Consider the following 15813-nt stretch of genomic DNA (forward strand, 5'->3'; position numbering starts at 1 on the left):
TCGTCGAACACGGCCTGCTTCTGCTCGTTGTGGAACGACATCAGCGGCATCACCAGCGCCGCGGTGGCGTTGCCGCCGAGGAAGCCGTAGCGCTCCACGAGCACGACGTCGGCGCCGGCGTCGGCCGCCGCGTAGGCCGCCGCGGTGCCGGCCGGGCCGCCGCCGACGACCAGGACGTCCGTGCGGCCCCCGTGGCGGGCCGCACGCGGGGGCAGGGTGACGGTCCGGGCGGGCTTGAGTGGTTCCAGGATCGGCATCGCTTCTTCCCGTCGACTCGGGGTCGGTTGCGGACGGCGCGCTCCGGCGGCCCGGTGGCCCTGCGAGGTCCCGGTGTCACCCCCCGTGGCCCCGCAGATCGGCCGCCCGGGAGCCCGGGGTCAGGATCAGGTCGGCGCCCTCCGCCCGCCGTGCGCCGCGTGCGCCGCCGTCGATGGAGTCCAGGAGGACTCCGCAGCGGGCGCAGGTCTCCCGGGCCAGCGCCCGCAACCCCTGTACCCGGGTGTTGAGGTTCTCCTGCCGTTGCGGGAACTCGTCCCAGAGCCGGTCCACCTCGGCGAGCAGGAGTCCGGCCTGCTCCCGCGCCACGCCGACCAGCGCGGGCGCCCCCGTACGGCGGGCGAAGTCGAAGACCTTGCCGGAGTACGGCAGCGGCAGCACGGGCAGGCCGGAGAGCGCGGCGAAGATCACGACGTGCAGGCGCATGCCGACCACCATGTCCAGGTGGCTCATGAAGCCGAGGACCTGGCCGGGGCTGTAGGAGTTGTGCAGGATGCGGCCCAGGTCGGGGGCGCTCATCCGGGACAGCACGCCGTGGGCGTGCCGGACGTCCTGGCGTTCCATCGGCACGAACACCACATGGGCGTCCAGGCGCCGGGCGAGGAAGTCCGCGACGTCGGCGAGCAGGGCGTGGTAGTCGTCCTCGTCGAGTTTCTCCGCCGCCCGGCCGGGCTCACGCACGGACATGCCGACCAGCCGGGCGCCGAGCGGGAGGCCCTCCTGCCGCATCATCTGCTCGGTGAAGGGTTCCGGGGTGAGCAGCAGCGCCGGGTCGGCGGTGACGGTGAGCTCGCACTCGACGCCGACCTCCTCCAGCACGAGGCGTGACTCCTCGTCGCGTACGACGACCTCGTCCATCTCCGGCAGCACCTTGCGTACGGCCTCCCGGTCGTCGGCCTCGCGCAGCGGGCCCGCGCCGACCGCGTAGGCGAAGGTGGGCACGCCGCGCTCCTGGGCCGCGCGCACCAGCCGCAGATAGCGCCGCGCCTCTCCGTCGTAGAGGATCCCGCCGCCGCCCAGCACCAGCAGGTCCAGTCCGGCCAGGGCGTCGAGGACGGGTTTCTGCGGGACGTTCTCCCAGTCGACCACCTCGTCGGCTTCCGGCTGATGGGTTCGGGTGTGGTCGGCGTTCCGGCTGAAGACGACGAGCCGGGCATGCGGCCGGTGGGCTCGCAGGCAGCTCAGAACACACATCAAAATCGCTTCGTCGCCCATGTTGCACCCGCCGTAGGAGCCGAGCAGGCCGATCCGCAGATCGGACGAGGCAGGCGACGGGTGCTGGTTGATCGTCATCCGGAACTCCCGTTCGAAGGAGGCGGGCGGGACCACTGGGCAGTCCTCGACGACTTCCGCGCCCGGGGACTGCCGGGGTCTTCTGGCTGGCAACACGCCGTCATGGCGTCGGGCCCGGGTTGCCCGGGCCTTTCGGAGGAAACCTCACCTCGGACTTTCCGGGGCCGCCGGTCCGGCACGGCGGCGGGGCACGGGCGAAGAGGTGCGCCCGTAGAGACAGTATGGGTGCTTGCGCACCGGCCGTCCTTTCCGCCGCCGAGCCGTACCGCCGGACGGGTACCCGCTCTGCGGCGGCGATGCGTGTGGGCCGCGCCGTGTCACCGGGGTGAGAGGGGGGTACACGGTCCTGCGCTCGACGGTGCCGGGCTCCTCCCCCGCCCCGGGGAGGGCCGACCGACCGTCCCGTGCGCAGGAGGGACCACGATGAGCCACCACACCCCGTCGCAGGCCGAGGGCGAGCGGGAAGACACCGACACCCCACGGGCCGACCATCCGACTCCGGAGTACACGACACCGTCCCAGGCCGAGGGCGAGCGCGACGACGCCCCCGAGACGACCGAGGACCTCGGCGGCCCGGACATGGACCGCCCCGGCACGCTGTCCTGACGCGGCCGGCACCCTGCTCATCCCACGTACCGGCGGGCCGGCGAGGAACGCCGGGCGCGCTGCAGGGCCGTGAGCCGGTCCTCGATCTCCGGCGGTACCGGGTCGCGCTGGCGCAGCACCCAGGGCAGACCGGCCGCCGCGCGGGCGAAGGCGCGGGCCGAGGCCACGTCGTGCGGGACGGTGGCCATCAGATGGGCCGTACGCCGCAGGGCGGGCAGGAGCGGGCGGCGCAGCCAGGTGAACCAGAGGGTGTTGCGCAGCCCGAGGATTCTGCGTGCCGTGCTGTCCCGCAGCACGGAAGCCTGGTGATGGACGGTCAGCTCCTCGGCGTAGCTCAGCCACCAGCCCTGCCGCTGCAGATCGGTGGCCAGGAGTTCCTCCTCGCCGCCGAGCCACAGCCCCGGGTGGAAGCCGCCCCCGGCGCGGAAGGCTTCGGTGCGCATGACGGTGGCGGCCGCGAGGAAGGAGCCGAGGGCCGGTCCGGGCAGCCAGTCGGGTCCCGTCAGCGGTGATTCCCTGAGTTCGGGTACGACCGGATCCTCCGAGCCGTTCGGCTCCACGAGGATGCGGGCGGTGACCGCCGCGAGCCGTGGCCGTCCGTCGAGCAGGTCCGCCGCGCGCCGCAGGCTGCCCGGTTCCCACCAGGTGTCGTCGTCGCAGAAGGCGACGTAGGGCGTACGGACCAGGCGCACCGCCAGATTGCGGCCGACCGCGCCCAGGTTGCGGGCGGGCCGCAGCAGCAGGACGTCCGGGAACTCGCGCCGCACGGCTTGGGCGGTTCCGTCGGTGGAGGCGTTGTCCGTGACGATGACCCGCGGTCGCTCGGGCAGCTCGCGCAGGCGCCGGAGGGTGTGCAGGAGCTCCGCGCACCGGTTGTGGGTGATCACCACGACGGTCGTGCGGTCGTCCGGCCCGCCCAGGGCGGGGTGCGGTGCGTTCATGCGGGCCTGCTCCCCTCCCCCGGCCCGAGCGCACCGCTCCCGTCGAGCAGGCGGGCCGCCTGCTCGACGTGCGCCGGCAGCGGCGTGCGCCGTGCAAGGGCGGCGGGGAGCCGCGCCAGCACTCCGCGCAGGGCCCGGCGGGCGTCGGGCTCACCGGCGACGGCGGCGGCCGTCAGGCGCGCGCTGGCCCGCAGGGCCACGGGGAGCGGTCGGCGCAGCCACAGGGTCAGCACTTCGTTACGGCGTTCCAGATGGCCGCGGCCGTCGCGCCCCGCCGGATCCGGCTGGTGACGGGCCGTCAGTGAGGGCTCGTAGGTGACGCCCCAGCCGCCGGCCGCGAGGTCGTAGGCGAGCAGGGTCTCCTCGCCGCCGAAGAAGAGCAGCGGATGGTAGCCGCCCGCGGTGAGGAAGGCGTCCCGGCGCACCACGCAGGCGCAGCCCAGGAAGCCGAGCACCGGGCGGCCCGGCAGGTCGGGCTCGGCCGGCAGGGGTGAGGCGGCGAGGACGGCGTTGAGCGGGTCCTCGGCCCCGTCGGCGCCGACCAGGGTGCGGGCGGCCAGCAGGCCGAGGCGGGGGTGCGCGTCGAGCAGGTCGGCCGCCCGGCGCAGCGCGCCCGGTGTCCACCAGGAGTCGTCGTCGCTGAACGCGACATAGGGCGTGTCCGCGTGCCGTACGGCGAGGTTGCGGCCCAGGGCGCCGGTGTTCTCGCGGGGCCTGAGCACCCGGGCGGCCGCCGGGTGGCGGCGCACCGCGACGCAGGTCGAGTCGTCGGAGCCGTTGTCCACGACGATGACCGGGGGCCGCTCCGGCAGGGCGGCCAGGGCGTCCAGGGTGCGCAGCACGCTCGCGGGGCGGTCGCGGGTGATCACCGCGACCGTGACTCGCCCGTCGGGTCCGTCCGCGCGAAGGGGCGGCGCGTCAGGAGCGGACTGATGGGCCACGGATGTCATCTCCTTTCGGTGGCTGCGCGGTCGTCCGGTGGGATGGCAGCAGGCTCAGCGCGGCGGTGACGACTTCCTCGGTGCCGATCCGCAGCAGCTGCGGGTCGGGGACGTCGCCGTGCGGGTCGCCCGGCGGGCCGGGTTTCCACAGGGCGATGTGGTGCTCGGCGCGCGGCGGTCCCCACAGCCGGGGGGACACCGGTCCGAACAGGGTCACGGACGGTGTGCCGTGGGCCACCGCGAGATGCGCGAGGCCGGTGTCGCCGCTGACGACGAGCGCGGCACGGGCGACGAGCGACGACAGCGCGCCGAAGGGCAGCCCGCCAAGCAGCATGTCCCGTGGGGGCAGGTCGGCGCGTTCGGCGACGTCCAGGACCAGCGCGTCCTCGGCGGGTCCGCCGGTGAGGACGACGCGATGGCCGGCGGCGCGCAGCCGCCGTACGACGACGGCGTACCGCTCGGCCGGCCAGCGGCGGGCCGCGGACTCCGCCCCCGGATGGACGACGACGGCGCCCGGCGCCGGGGAGGGCGCGGCCGGCGGGGGCAGCCGTACGTCGTCGGGGTCCGCCGGGATGCCGTACGCCCCGAGGAAGCGGCACCACCGTTCCCGTTCGTGTTCGTCCGGCCGCCACACGGGGGGCCGGACGAGGCCGTGGTCCGGTTCGGCGTACGCGAGCAGCCGGCAGGGTTCGAGGGCGGCCAGTGCGTCGCGGCTCTCGGGTCCGTTGCCGTGCAGGTCGACGGCGATGTCCGGGGGCGGCCCGGTCCAGTGCCGCAGCGACGGCACGCCCCGGCCGGGTGCCTCGGCCGGGAGGACGCTGTCGACGGCTCCGGTGGCCAGGGCGGCCTCGCCGAGTGCGGGCGGCAGCGCCAGCACCACCTCGTCCCGGGCGAAGGCCCGCCGAACGCCCCGCAGCGCGGGGACCCCGGCGAGCAGATCGCCCAGCCCGAGCGCCCGCAGCACCAGCACGCGGCGCCGCTGCGGTGGATCGGTCACCGTGACCTCCGTCCACTGCCCGCCGCCGGGCGGGTGCCCGGCGTGCGCGTGCGTGGGGCCAGGGCCGCTCGTTCGGCGATGCCGGTGGTGGAGCGGCCGTCGAGGTAGGGGAACAGCACGACCTGGCCGCCCCAGCTCTCCACGAGGGGCGCCTCGGGCAGGCTGGCCATGGCGTAGTCGCCGCCCTTGGCCCAGATGTGGGGGCGCAGCTCGGCGAGGAGGCGTTCCGGTGTGTCCTCGTCGAACACGGCGACCGCGTCGACGCATTCGAGTGCGCGCAGCACGCGGATCCGGTCGGCCTCCGGGACGAGCGGCCGGCCGTCGCCCTTGCGCCGGCGTACGGAGGCGTCGGAGTTGACGCACACCACCAGGCAGTCCCCGGTGCGCCGGGCGGCCTGCAGCAGCGCGACATGGCCCGCGTGGAGGAGGTCGAAGCAGCCGCCCGCGGCGACGACGGTGCCGCCGGCGGCCCGTACCCGGGCGGCCGTGCGCAGGGCGTCGTCCGTAGGTTCGCCCTCGGACGGCGGACCGGCCGGTTCGGTCGGCGCGGGGTCCGTGGCGAGGGTCCGGACGCCGCCTTCGGCGACGTAGCGGGTGGCGGCGTGCACGGCGCCCCGTACGGCCGTCTCGACGAGTTCGCCGTCGGCCAGGAGCCCGGCGGCGGTCGCCGCGAACCGGTCCCCGGCGCCACAGGCGTCGCCGTCGGCCGTGACCGGGGACGGCACCAGCAGCGGTGTCGCGCCGTGCGACAGCAGCGCGCCGCGCCCGCCGAGGGTGACCGCCACGGAGGCCGCCCGCCAGGCGCGGACGAGCCGGCCGGCGTCCTGCGCGGCGGTGTGCAGCTCGCTGCCGTGCCCGGCTTCCTCGGTGTCGTCGGCGGGGCCCGCGAAGGCGTGTGCCTCGGCGGCGCACGGCGTCGCCAGCCGGACGCCGGGGACCGGTGGCCGGCCCCGGGGATGCGGATCCCAGACGACGGGCACCCGTGCCGCCGCACCGGCCAGCGCCTCGCGCAGGACATCGGCGGTGCCGCGGCCGTAGTCGGCGACGAGTACGGCTCCCGCCTCGGCGATCGCCCGGGCCGCCTCCCGGGTCCCTTCCCGGGCTCTGCCCTCGCCGTCGTCCAGGCGCAGCAGCGGCCGGCCGTCCGCGAGGACCCGGGTCTTGCTGGACAGGGCTCCGGTGAGGGGCAGTTCCACCAGCTCCAGCCGGTCGGCCAGGAGTTCGCGCAGGGTGGCGCTGTCCGGGTCGTCGCCCAGCGCGGTGACGAGGGTGACCGGTCGGCCGTCGGCCGCCGCGAGGCAGGCGGCGAGCGCGGCGCCGCCGGGGCGGGTGGCGCGCCGGGGGCCGCTGACGACCGGTACGGGCGCGTCGGGGGCCAGCCGTTCGACCCGGCCGCAGACGTCGCGGTCGAGCAGGGCGTCCCCGACGACCAGCAGGGGGGCCGGTACGGTCATGTGGCCTCCTCCTCCGTGAGGAACGCCCAGCGCTCCCGGTGCCGCCGCTCCGTGGTCTCGCCGCGATCGACGGTCCCGTACCGCCGCTCCGCCGCCGCCCTGCGTTCGACCGCCTGGTCGAAGGCCTCGCAGAGCATGTGCACGGCCACGAGGTGCAGCTCCTGCACCGTCGCGGAGGTCGCCGCGTCGACGCACAGAGCGTCGTCGGCGGCGCCCGCCAGCGGGTTGGGCGCCGGGCCGGTCAGGGCCAGCACGGTCATGCCGAGGCGGTGGGCCTCGCGCGCCGCGACGAGCAGGTTGGCGCTGGCGCCGCTGGTGGACAGCAGCGCGAGGACGTCCCCGGCGCGGCCGTGCGCCGCGACCTGCCGGGCGAAGATCTCCTGGACGCCGTAGTCGTTGGCGATGGCGGTGGTGGAGGACGTGTCGGCGTGCAGCGCGAGAGCGGAGAACGGCGGGCGGTCGTCCCGGTAGCGGCCGACCAGCTCGGCCGTGAGGTGCTGGGCCTGGGCCGCGCTGCCCCCGTTGCCCGCGACCAGGAGCCGGGAGCCCGACCCGAGCCGGGAGGCGAGGGAGATGCCCCAGCGCTGGACCACGGGGGCGGCGTAACCGCGGAATCCTTCGAGTGCCTTCATCAGGTCGTCGCAGTGCGTGACGTCGGTGGCGAGTTTCATCGGACGGCTCCCGAGAGTGAGGGGACGGAGGAGACGGCGCTGTAGGCGCGGGTGACGCCGTCGGCCACGCGGTCCCAGGTGTAGCGGGCCATGACACGGCGCCGCCCGGCCGTGCCGTAGCGGGCGAGCAGTCCGGGGTCGGCCAGGAGGCGGCGGATGGTGCCGCTGATGTCGTGGTCGTCGTCGGGCGGGACGAGGACGCCCGTGATGCCGTCCACAACGGTGTCGAGCTGCCCGCCGACGGCGGTGGCGAGGACGGGCGCGCAGCAGGCCATGGCCTCGACCGGCACGATGCCGAACGGCTCGTAGCGGGGCAGGGACAGCACGAGGTCCGCGCTGGACATCAGCTCGGGCATCTGCTCCCGGCTCACCCCGCCCAGGAGCGTGACCCGGTCGGCGACCCCGCACTCGTCGGCGATCGCGCGCAGCCGCTCGGCCTCGGGTTCGGCGAGGAGCAGGGCGGCCTCGGGCCCGCCGGCGATGAGGAGTTCGGCGTCGGGGACGTCGGCCAGGGCGCGGATGGCGCGGTCGAAGCCCTTGCGGGGCACGAGCCGGCCGACGGCGAGCAGCCGCCGGGGCGCGGACGCCGGCCTGCGGGCCGCGGCGACCGGCGCGAACTGCACGGGGTCGACCCCGCAGGGGACGACGGAGATGTGCCGCCGTGACAGTCCCATGGCCTCCAGTTCGGCCACCTCGTCCTTGCAGGTCGCGATGATGCGGCTGCACTCCCGGCCGACGGCGGTCTCGATCGCGATGCGGTCGGGCGGGCTGGTGTCGGCGGCGCCCTGGTAGCGCCTCTTGACGGTGCCGAGCGCGTGGTAGGTCTGCACGACGGGCACACCGAGGCCGCGCGCGCCGGCCAGGGCGGCCCAGCCGGACATCCAGAAGTGGGCGTGTACCACGTCGGGCGGTTCGGTGGCCCACTGCCGGGCCAGGAAGTCCCCGAACTCCGGCATGTACGGCGGCAGTTCGTCCTTCGGTATCGGAGCCGCCGGTCCGGCGGGCACATGGACGACCCGGAACCCGTCGGGTGTGGTGACCCGGTCCGGCAGCCGGGGGTCGTCCCGCCGGGTGTACACGGTGACCTCGTGCCCCCGGCGGACCAGTCGCCCGGCGAGTTGCGCCACGTACACGTTCTGCCCGCCCGCGTCCGGCCCGCCGAGCGCGGCCAGCGGACTGGCGTGCTCGGAGACCATGGCGACACGGCCGGCCGAGGGGTGGGTGCTCATCGGGTGACCTCCTTGATCAGGCGTTCCCAGTCGTCCCGGAAACGCCGCTCTCCGTAGCGGGCCTGTACCGCGGCCCTGGCGGCCTCCCCTGTCAGCCGGGCGTCCGCGGGATCCGCGAGGAACCCGCGCATGGCGTCCTGCAGTACGTCGAGCCGGTTCGAGACCACCCCGGCTCCCTCCGGGACGGCCTCGCGCACCTCGGTGGTGTCCAGTGCCACGACGGGCATCCCGAGGAACATGGCCTCCAGCAGGGACAGCCCGAGGGACGTCCACCGGACGGGGTGGAGGTACATGCGGCAGCGGGCCATCGCCGGGTGCAGGCTGCTCTGGGGCAGGTCGCGGCTGCGGAGGCGGTCGGGCGGCAGTCCGAGGTGGTCCCCGAGCCCCTCGGTACGCATGCCGAAGACGTCCAGCGGCACCGCGCGGGCGAACGTCGGCAGCAGGTCGGTTCCCGTGGTACGGCCGCGCCGTACGGGCTCGTTGACGACGACGGCGGCGCGTGGCTCGTCGCCGGTCCACAGGTGTCCGGGGTCGATGATGCCGTGCTCGATCACCGTGGTCGGGGCCCGGCCGTTGTCCCACATCAGCCGGTTGAAGTGGGTGACGTGCACCAGGGTGATGTCGGTCCGGTCGGCCAGCGGGTGCCGGGTGTCGGTGGGCGTCTCGTGCGGGCTGTTGTGCTCGACGTAGACGGCGGGCACGTCGATGCCCGGGCGGCGGCCGGTCCACCGCCGGGCCAGTTCGATCTCGTGCGGCCGTTGCAGCACCATCAGGTCGATGTCCGCCTCGCGCAGTTCGGCGGGGCTCAACTCCCGTACCGTGGGCGGCCATTGCCATGTTCTGGCCCGCCCCAGACCGTCGGGGCCCCGGTCGGGGGTGACGGGGACGAGGAAGGTGTGGGGGCCCTGGACGAACGACGTCAGCCAGGAGCCGTGCACATGCCAGACAAGGACGTTCATGTGGTCTCCCCCATGAGTTTCTGCACCGCGGCCACGACGTCGTGGGCCGTGACCTCGTCGAGGCACGGATGGCCGGGCACGGGACAGCGCAGGGCCCTGGTGTCGGCACAAGGCGCGTGCTGGTCGCCGAGGAGCACGCTCGGAACGCCGTAGGGCGCCCAGCGCTCCGCCGGGACGACGGGAGCGAACAGGGCCACGACCGGCGTGCCGACGGCCGCGGCCAGGTGGGTGGGGCCGGTGTTGCCGCACACCACGACGTCGGCGGTGCGCAGGACCCCGGCGAGGGTGCGCGGGTCGGTCTTGCCGCCGAGGTCGACCGCGGTGTCGCCGCTGACCTTCCGGGTGAGGCCGGCCTCGTCGGGGCCGCCGGTGACGACGACCCGGTGGCCGGCGTCGGCGAGCAACTCGACGGCCTCCGCGCAGCGTTCGGGGCTCCAGGCGCGGGCGGGCGCGCTGGCGCCGGGGTGCAGCACGAGGTAGGGGCCGTTGCCGGTCAGCGCGATGGTGTCGGGCGGCGGCAGCACGCGCAGCCGGCCGTCGTCCCCCGGGTGCGGCAGGAAGCCCATGGCGGCGGCGGTGTCCAGGGCGGCCTCGGCCTCGTGGCGGCCGGGCAGCCGCCGGTGCCGTACGTCGAGGAGGCGGCCGGGATGGTCGACGCTGTCGGCGCCGATGCGCGGGACGCCGGACAGGCGCAGCAACAGCGCGGTGGGCAGGGGGCTTTGATGGAACGAGGTGAGCACGAGCGCGGCGTCGAACGCCGCGTCCCGCAGGCGCCGTACGAGGCCGTCGACGTCGGCCTCCTGGACGGTGGGCGGGTCGAAGCCCTCCCACGGGGCCTCCCACACGATCACGTCGTCCACGCCGGGCAGCAGCCGCGCGGCGGGTTCGCCGCGGGGGCCGCACAGCATCGTCACCTGGGAGGAGTGCGCCGCCACCGCCCGGACCGCCGGTCCGGCGAGCAGCACGTCGCCGAAGCTGTCGAGGCGTACGACCAGTGTCTTCACGAGCGACCACCCCGCGTCTCGGTGAGGAGCCGCCGGACCGCCGTGAGCAGGTCGGGGGCGGTGCTGGGTGCTGTCTCGACCTCCCCCGGCAGGGTGGCCGCGTTGGGCACGAGCACGCCCCGGGCGCCCGCCGCGCGCGCCGCCTGGACGTCGGTCGCGATGTCGCCGATCACCACGCAGTCCGCCGGGGCCACGCCCAGGCGCCGGGCGGCCTCGATGACCAGTCCCGGGCGGGGTTTGCGGCAGCCGCAGCCGGCCTCGGGCGAGTGCGGGCAGTAGAGCCAGGTGTCGAGGCCGCCGAGCAGGGTGTTCGCGCGGTCGTTGACGCGTCGGACGTCGGTGTCCGTGAGCAGTCCGCGGCCGATGCCGGACTGGTTGCTGACCACCCCGGTCGGGATACCGGCGGCGCGCAGCAGGTCCAGTGCCCGCCGGGCGCCGGGCAGCGGGCGTACGCGGGCGGGGTCGCCGTTGTAGGGGACATCCTCGACGAGGGTTCCGTCGCGGTCGAAGAGAACGGCGGCGACGCGCCCGACGTGTGGGGTCGGCGAGTTCACGGCGTGCTCCTCAGGGGCGTGACCCGCCGGTGGCGCAGCAGGCCGTCGAGCCAGTGGCGGATCGCGAGGGGCGGGATGACCACGCTGGTGGCCACCATGGTGGTGATCTCCCGCGGGGTGCGCGGCCCGGGCTTGATGCGGGCCAGGGCGAACTCGGCAGTGCCCAGCGCCCACAGGGCCGCGGCGGCCCCGGCGGCGCGGCGCCGGCCGGCCAGCGCGAGCGCGGGTGCCGTCAGTGCCATGGACGTCACGAGCGCATGCCGGGGCAGTCGTCCTCGGGGGGCCTGGGCGCGCGCCCACCAGTCGGGGCCGTGCAGTCGGGTCATCAGGGCGTCGTCGGCGTTGCCGCGTTGGGCCCGGACCGACACCCAGGGGTCGGCCGCCCGCACCGGATGGCGTGTCGTGCGCCGGCCCCGGTGCAGCGACCATCCGGCCTCGCACACGCGCAGCGCCAGGTCGGCGTCCTCCCGGAAGGCCCGGCCGAACCTCTCGTCGAAGCCCTGGACGCCCGCGAGTGCGGCGGTGCGGTAGGCCATGTCCGCCGTGGCCCAGGCGGCGTGTTCCAGTCCCGCCGTGCCGCGTTCGAAGTCGGTGGGCCGGCGGTCCTCGGGCAGCGGGACGCGCAGCCGCCCCTGGATGCCGCCGGTGGAGGCACCGGCCGCGGCGAGGTCCTGCGCGAGGCGGCGGGACCAGTCGGGCAGCACCTGGACGTCGTCGTCGAGGAAGACGGTCCAGGGTGTACGGACCGTGCGCCAGCCGGCGTTGCGGGCGGCGGCCGGGCCCCGGCCGCCGGTACGCAGCGTGCGGAGCCGTCCGCGCAGTGCGCCGGCCGCCTCCAGGGGCAGTACGCCGCCGGGGTCGGGGCGGTCGTCGACCACGACGACCTCCTCGGGCGGGTGGCCGGTGGCCTCGGCGAGCGCGCGCAGGCAGTCGGCGAGGCAGGGACGCCCGATCGTCGGGATGACGACGGAGTAGGCGGGAGCACCCGTCATGCGAACACCTTCTTCCGCCGGACCGCGAACGGTCCGAGGGCCAGCAGGTCCACGGGCGCGGAGCCGAAGCACTCCAGGGCGTCGCGCGGATCGTCGACCATGGGCCGGCCCGCGGTGTTGAGACTGGTGTTGACGACGACGGGGAGTCCGGTGCGACGCTCGAACCCGTCGATCACACGCGCGACCAGGGGTTCGTCTCGCCGGTCCACCGTCTGGATGCGGGCCGTGCCGTCCACGTGGACGACGGCCGGGATGCGGTCCCGCCACTCCTCGGCGACGTCGTGCACGAACAGCATGTAGGGGCTGGGCAGCGGCCCGTCGAAGAGCTCCGCGGCCCGCTCGGCCAGGACCATGGGCGCGACGGGACGGAACTCCTCGCGGCCCTTCACGGCGTTGAGGCGTTCCAGGTTGGCCGCGCGGCCGGGGTGGGCGAGCAGGGAGCGGTGGCCGAGGGCCCGGGGCCCGTACTCGCTGCGGCCCTGGAACCAGGCCACGATGCCGTCCGCGGCGAGTTCGGCGGCGACGGTCTCGGCGATGTCGTCGGGTTCCTCGTAGGGCACGGCCGCCCGTTCCAGCCAGGTGCGCAGTTCGTCGTCGCTCCAGCCGCGGCCGAGAGCGGCCGTCGGCATGGCCTCCACGGCTTCCTTCTGGTTCGCGACATGGAGCGCGGCGCCGAGTGCGGTGCCCGCGTCTCCGGCGGCGGGCTGCACCCACACGCGGCTGAAGGGTGTCTCCCGGTGGATGCGGGTGTTGGCGACGCAGTTGAGCGCCACACCGCCCGCGAGCGTCAGCACGTCCTCGCCGGTACGGTCGTGCAGCCAGCGTGCGAGGCCCAGCAGGACCTCCTCCAGGCAGGCCTGCGCGCTGGCGGCGATGTCGGCGTGGTCCTGTGTCCAGGCGCCGCCCGGCACACGCGCCGGGACCAGCGTCCCCCAGGGGACGGGGCGGGCCCGGAAGCCGCCCTGGCCGTCGAGGTGGACGTACTCGCGCAGCTGGTCGAGGAAGCGGGGCTCGCCGTAGGACGCCAGCGCCATCACCTTGAACTCGTCGCTGCTGCGCAGGAATCCGAGGTGCTGGGTGAGGTCCTCGTAGAACAGGCCCATCGAGTCGGGCAGGGACTGCGAGCCCAGCACGGTGAGTTCACGGTTCGCATAGCGGCCGGCCAGGTGGGAGCCGCACTCGCCACGACCGTCCAGCACCAGGACCGCGCTGTCGGGATACGGGGCGGCCTGCCCGGCGGAGGCGGCGTGCGCGACGTGGTGGGCGACGAAGCGGACCTTGTCCTGGCCGAGTCCGGGCAGGGCCTCGGCGAGGAACTCGGGGGCGCGGCGGGCGTACTCCTGACGCAGGTGGTCCCAGGGGTCGTACAGACCCAACTGCTCCGGCGGGCGGGCCAGTTCGGGGTCGTAGGAGTAGGCGACCGCGTCCAGGTCGGACGGGGACAGGCCGGCCTGCTCCAGGCACCATCGGGCGGACAGTTCGGGCAGTTCCCAGGCGGAGAAGGGGACGGGCCGCTTGCCGTGCTTGCGCCGGCTGAAGCGTTCCTCCTCCGCCGCTGCCACTATCTGGCCGTCCACGACGAGAGCGGCGGCGGGGTCATGGAAGAGGGCGTTGATTCCCAGGACACGCATGCGATGCCTCCGTGCGGCGTACGGGAAGGGGCTGTCCTGCCTACGGGGCCGGGTCGCCCGCGGACTGTGCCGTGGCGAAGTGGGCGATGGTCTGCTTGATGCCTTCCTCCCAGGGCACGCGGGGCGTCCAGCCCAGCAGTTCACGCGCGAGGCCCGTGTCGGGGCGGCGTCGCTGCGGGTCGTCGGTCGGGCGGTCGACGTACACGATGCGGGAGGAGGAGCCGGTCAGTTCGACGACGCGACGGGCGATCTCGCCCACCGTGACCTCGTCGCTGCCGCCGATGTTGACGGGGCGGACCGAGTTGCTCGCCGCGACCAGCAGGACTCCCTCGACCGTGTCGTCCACGTAGCACAGGGACCGTGTCTGCCGGCCGTCCCCCGCCACGGTCAGCGGTTCACCGGCCAGGGCCTGGCTGACGAACGTGGGGACGGCTCGCCCGTCGTGCGCGCGCATGCGCGGTCCGTAGGTGTTGAACAGGCGGACGATGCCCGCGTTCGCGTCCTTCTCGCGCACATGGGCGGTGACCAGGGCCTCGGCGAACCGTTTGGACTCGTCGTACACGCTGCGCGGACCGACCGGGTTGACGTTGCCCCAGTAGTCCTCGCGCTGTGGATGCCGCAGGGGATCGCCGTACACCTCGGACGTCGAGGCGAGCAGGAAGCGTGCCCCGTCACGCTCCGCGACGGCCAGCATGTTGCGCGTGCCCAGGCTGCCGACGTCGAGCGTCTCCAGGGGCAACCGGAGGTAGTCGGCGGGTGACGCGGGGCACGCGAAGTGCAGGACCAGGTCGTACGGCCCCGGCAGTCGCCGTGGGGCGTCCGGTGCCGAGACGTCGCACTCGACGAACCGGAATCCGCGCCGGTCCTCAAGGTGCGCGATGTTCTCGCGCGCGCCGGAGGACAGGTTGTCGGCGCAGTCGACTTCGACCTCTGAATTCAGCAGGCGCTCGCACAGATGGCTGCCCAGGAAACCGGCGCCGCCGGTCACCAGGGCACGGTGCCATGTGCACGTCGGGACAGCGTTCATGGGGCTTCCTTCGTCCGCGCGCGCAGGCACAAGGGAGCGACGCCCTGGGCACACCGTTCGGCGCGGTACAAGAGGGGTTTTCGGGGATGCGGAAAGCTTCGCGAGCTTTTCCGGAGCTATGGGCGAGAGTGAAAGAGCATGTCGCTGACTGCGCTGAGCGGCGGAGCCGCTTCGGCGGGTCGCCGTTCTCCGGCGACGCAGAGACCGGGGTTCCCGGGTCAGTTGTTTTCACACGTTGATTCCCACTATGCGCCGGTTCGCAGATGCTCGCGACTCCCCGTGTGAGTGCGCCGACCGCGGGCACTCGGAGCCGCGGCGGATCCGTCCGGACCGCCGCCCAAGGCTGGAGGTGAAGGACATGGGTCATGGTGGGAACGTCATCGACGAGCTGATGACCGATCACCGCGAGGTCGAGGAGCTCTTCGGCCGGATCGAGGGGCTGCCGCCCGGGGCCAAGGACCGCAAGGTCTACGCCGACCAGGCCACGATGGAGCTGGTGAGGCACTCGGTGGCCGAGGAGGAGTACCTGTACCCGGCCGTGCGGGAGCACGTGGCGGGCGGGGACGCCATGGCCGACAAGGAGATCGACGACCACTCCAAGGCCGAGCGGATGATGAAGGACCTGGAGGGGTGCGACGCCGACGATCCCGAGTTCGACCGGCTCATCGGGATGCTGATGAGCGAGGTCCGCTCGCACATCGCCGACGAGGAGCAGAACCTCTTCCCCAAGCTGCGCGCGGCGTGTACCGCTCAGACCCTCGACGACCTGGGCGACAAGGTGCGTCAGGCGAAGAAGATGGCGCCGACCCGCCCGCACCCGTCCGCCCCGGACAAGCCGCCGGCCAACAAGCTGCTGGCCCCGGGAGCCGGCCTCGTCGACCGTATGCGCGACGCGCTGACGGGACGCGGCAAGAAGGACTGAGCGCACCGGGCGGACGGCCGTGCGGGCCGGCCGCCCGAGGGCTGTGAGCAACCACACTCGATCACCCAAATACGGGAGCTTTCCGGGCAGTTGGCCCCCGGGACGGCGGCGCGGCAGGGCAGGCGTCGTCGACTCGGGGGTCCCGTCTGTCACGATGGTCCGCGCCGTGACCGACTCGGTGGAACCGCCGCGCAGTGCAGCCGGTGATTCCGGTTCCCCCCGGTCCCTCCTGTGACTCCTCCTGGTTGTCGAGTACCGCACTGTGTCTTCCACCACCCCTGCCCTGCCCCCGCCTGCGCCGAAAACCGTCTCCGTC

Annotated in this window: 16 protein-coding genes; 2 read left to right on the forward strand and 14 right to left on the reverse strand. The window is 74.5% G+C overall.

The features are described from left to right. The coding region (locus AQI70_RS09745) for an FAD-dependent oxidoreductase (protein WP_159042642.1) at nt 1–257 on the reverse strand (257 nt) is incomplete at its 3' end. 76 nt (nt 258–333) lie between these two features. Continuing rightward, nucleotides 334–1569: a polysaccharide pyruvyl transferase family protein gene (locus AQI70_RS09750; protein WP_062148212.1), complete on the reverse strand. Its 1236-nt coding sequence runs from the start codon at nt 1567–1569 to the stop codon at nt 334–336. Nucleotides 1570–1992: 423 nt separating this feature from the next. Here AQI70_RS09750 and AQI70_RS09755 point away from each other — a divergent pair, with 423 nt between their 5' ends. After that, nucleotides 1993–2175: a hypothetical protein gene (locus AQI70_RS09755; RefSeq protein WP_062146600.1), complete on the forward strand. Its 183-nt coding sequence runs from the start codon at nt 1993–1995 to the stop codon at nt 2173–2175. A gap of 17 nt (nt 2176–2192) precedes the next feature. On the opposite strand, the gene AQI70_RS09760 is transcribed toward AQI70_RS09755, so the two are convergent. Genes AQI70_RS09760 through AQI70_RS09815 form a run of 12 tightly spaced genes read right to left on the reverse strand, consistent with a single transcriptional unit; the run spans nt 2193 to nt 14575 of the window. Beyond that, nucleotides 2193–3116, reverse strand: a complete 924-nt coding sequence (locus AQI70_RS09760; protein WP_062146602.1) for a glycosyltransferase family 2 protein — start codon at nt 3114–3116, stop codon at nt 2193–2195. Then, the gene (locus AQI70_RS09765; RefSeq protein ID WP_062146604.1) at nt 3113–4066 is read right to left on the reverse strand and encodes a glycosyltransferase family 2 protein; all 954 of its coding nucleotides are present in this window, start codon (nt 4064–4066) and stop codon (nt 3113–3115) included. The genes AQI70_RS09760 and AQI70_RS09765 overlap by 4 nt, the downstream gene beginning before the upstream one ends. Then, nucleotides 4035–5054, reverse strand: coding sequence for a glycosyltransferase family 9 protein (locus AQI70_RS09770; protein ID WP_244181556.1), 1020 nt, complete (start codon nt 5052–5054; stop codon nt 4035–4037). The genes AQI70_RS09765 and AQI70_RS09770 overlap by 32 nt, the downstream gene beginning before the upstream one ends. Then, on the reverse strand, nt 5051–6508 hold the full coding sequence (gene rfaE2 / locus AQI70_RS09775) for a D-glycero-beta-D-manno-heptose 1-phosphate adenylyltransferase (RefSeq protein WP_062146606.1): 1458 nt from the start codon (nt 6506–6508) through the stop codon (nt 5051–5053). Before rfaE2 ends, AQI70_RS09770 begins: the two co-directional genes overlap by 4 nt. Continuing rightward, nucleotides 6505–7179 carry a D-sedoheptulose-7-phosphate isomerase gene (locus tag AQI70_RS09780; protein ID WP_062146608.1) on the reverse strand — a complete coding sequence of 225 codons (675 nt, stop codon included), beginning with the start codon at nt 7177–7179 and terminating at the stop codon, nt 6505–6507. The genes rfaE2 and AQI70_RS09780 overlap by 4 nt, the downstream gene beginning before the upstream one ends. After that, nucleotides 7176–8408 (reverse strand): glycosyltransferase, encoded by a 1233-nt coding sequence (locus tag AQI70_RS09785; protein ID WP_062146610.1) that lies wholly within the window; start codon nt 8406–8408, stop codon nt 7176–7178. The genes AQI70_RS09780 and AQI70_RS09785 overlap by 4 nt, the downstream gene beginning before the upstream one ends. Beyond that, nucleotides 8405–9367, reverse strand: coding sequence for a glycosyltransferase (locus AQI70_RS09790; RefSeq protein ID WP_062146611.1), 963 nt, complete (start codon nt 9365–9367; stop codon nt 8405–8407). The genes AQI70_RS09785 and AQI70_RS09790 overlap by 4 nt, the downstream gene beginning before the upstream one ends. Further along, nucleotides 9364–10371 (reverse strand): glycosyltransferase family 9 protein, encoded by a 1008-nt coding sequence (locus tag AQI70_RS09795; protein ID WP_062146613.1) that lies wholly within the window; start codon nt 10369–10371, stop codon nt 9364–9366. The genes AQI70_RS09790 and AQI70_RS09795 overlap by 4 nt, the downstream gene beginning before the upstream one ends. Beyond that, on the reverse strand, nt 10368–10925 hold the full coding sequence (locus AQI70_RS09800) for a D-glycero-alpha-D-manno-heptose-1,7-bisphosphate 7-phosphatase (RefSeq protein WP_062146615.1): 558 nt from the start codon (nt 10923–10925) through the stop codon (nt 10368–10370). The genes AQI70_RS09795 and AQI70_RS09800 overlap by 4 nt, the downstream gene beginning before the upstream one ends. Beyond that, complete coding sequence (locus AQI70_RS09805) at nt 10922–11917, reverse strand: glycosyltransferase family 2 protein (RefSeq protein ID WP_062146617.1); 996 nt, start codon at nt 11915–11917, stop codon at nt 10922–10924. The genes AQI70_RS09800 and AQI70_RS09805 overlap by 4 nt, the downstream gene beginning before the upstream one ends. After that, entirely contained in the window at nt 11914–13548 is a 1635-nt protein-coding gene (locus AQI70_RS09810; protein WP_062146619.1) for a carbamoyltransferase family protein, read from the reverse strand. The genes AQI70_RS09805 and AQI70_RS09810 overlap by 4 nt, the downstream gene beginning before the upstream one ends. Before the next feature lie 40 nt (nt 13549–13588). Next, nucleotides 13589–14575, reverse strand: a complete 987-nt coding sequence (locus tag AQI70_RS09815) for an NAD-dependent epimerase/dehydratase family protein (RefSeq protein ID WP_062146621.1) — start codon at nt 14573–14575, stop codon at nt 13589–13591. 358 nt (nt 14576–14933) lie between these two features. Between AQI70_RS09815 and AQI70_RS09820 the strand changes: the two genes are divergently transcribed. Beyond that, on the forward strand, nt 14934–15497 hold the full coding sequence (locus tag AQI70_RS09820; RefSeq protein WP_062146623.1) for a hemerythrin domain-containing protein: 564 nt from the start codon (nt 14934–14936) through the stop codon (nt 15495–15497). The last annotated feature ends 316 nt before the right edge of the window (nt 15498–15813 follow it).

Origin of the sequence: Streptomyces curacoi (assembly GCF_001513975.1) — a bacterium.
Lineage (GTDB): Bacteria > Actinomycetota > Actinomycetes > Streptomycetales > Streptomycetaceae > Streptomyces > Streptomyces curacoi.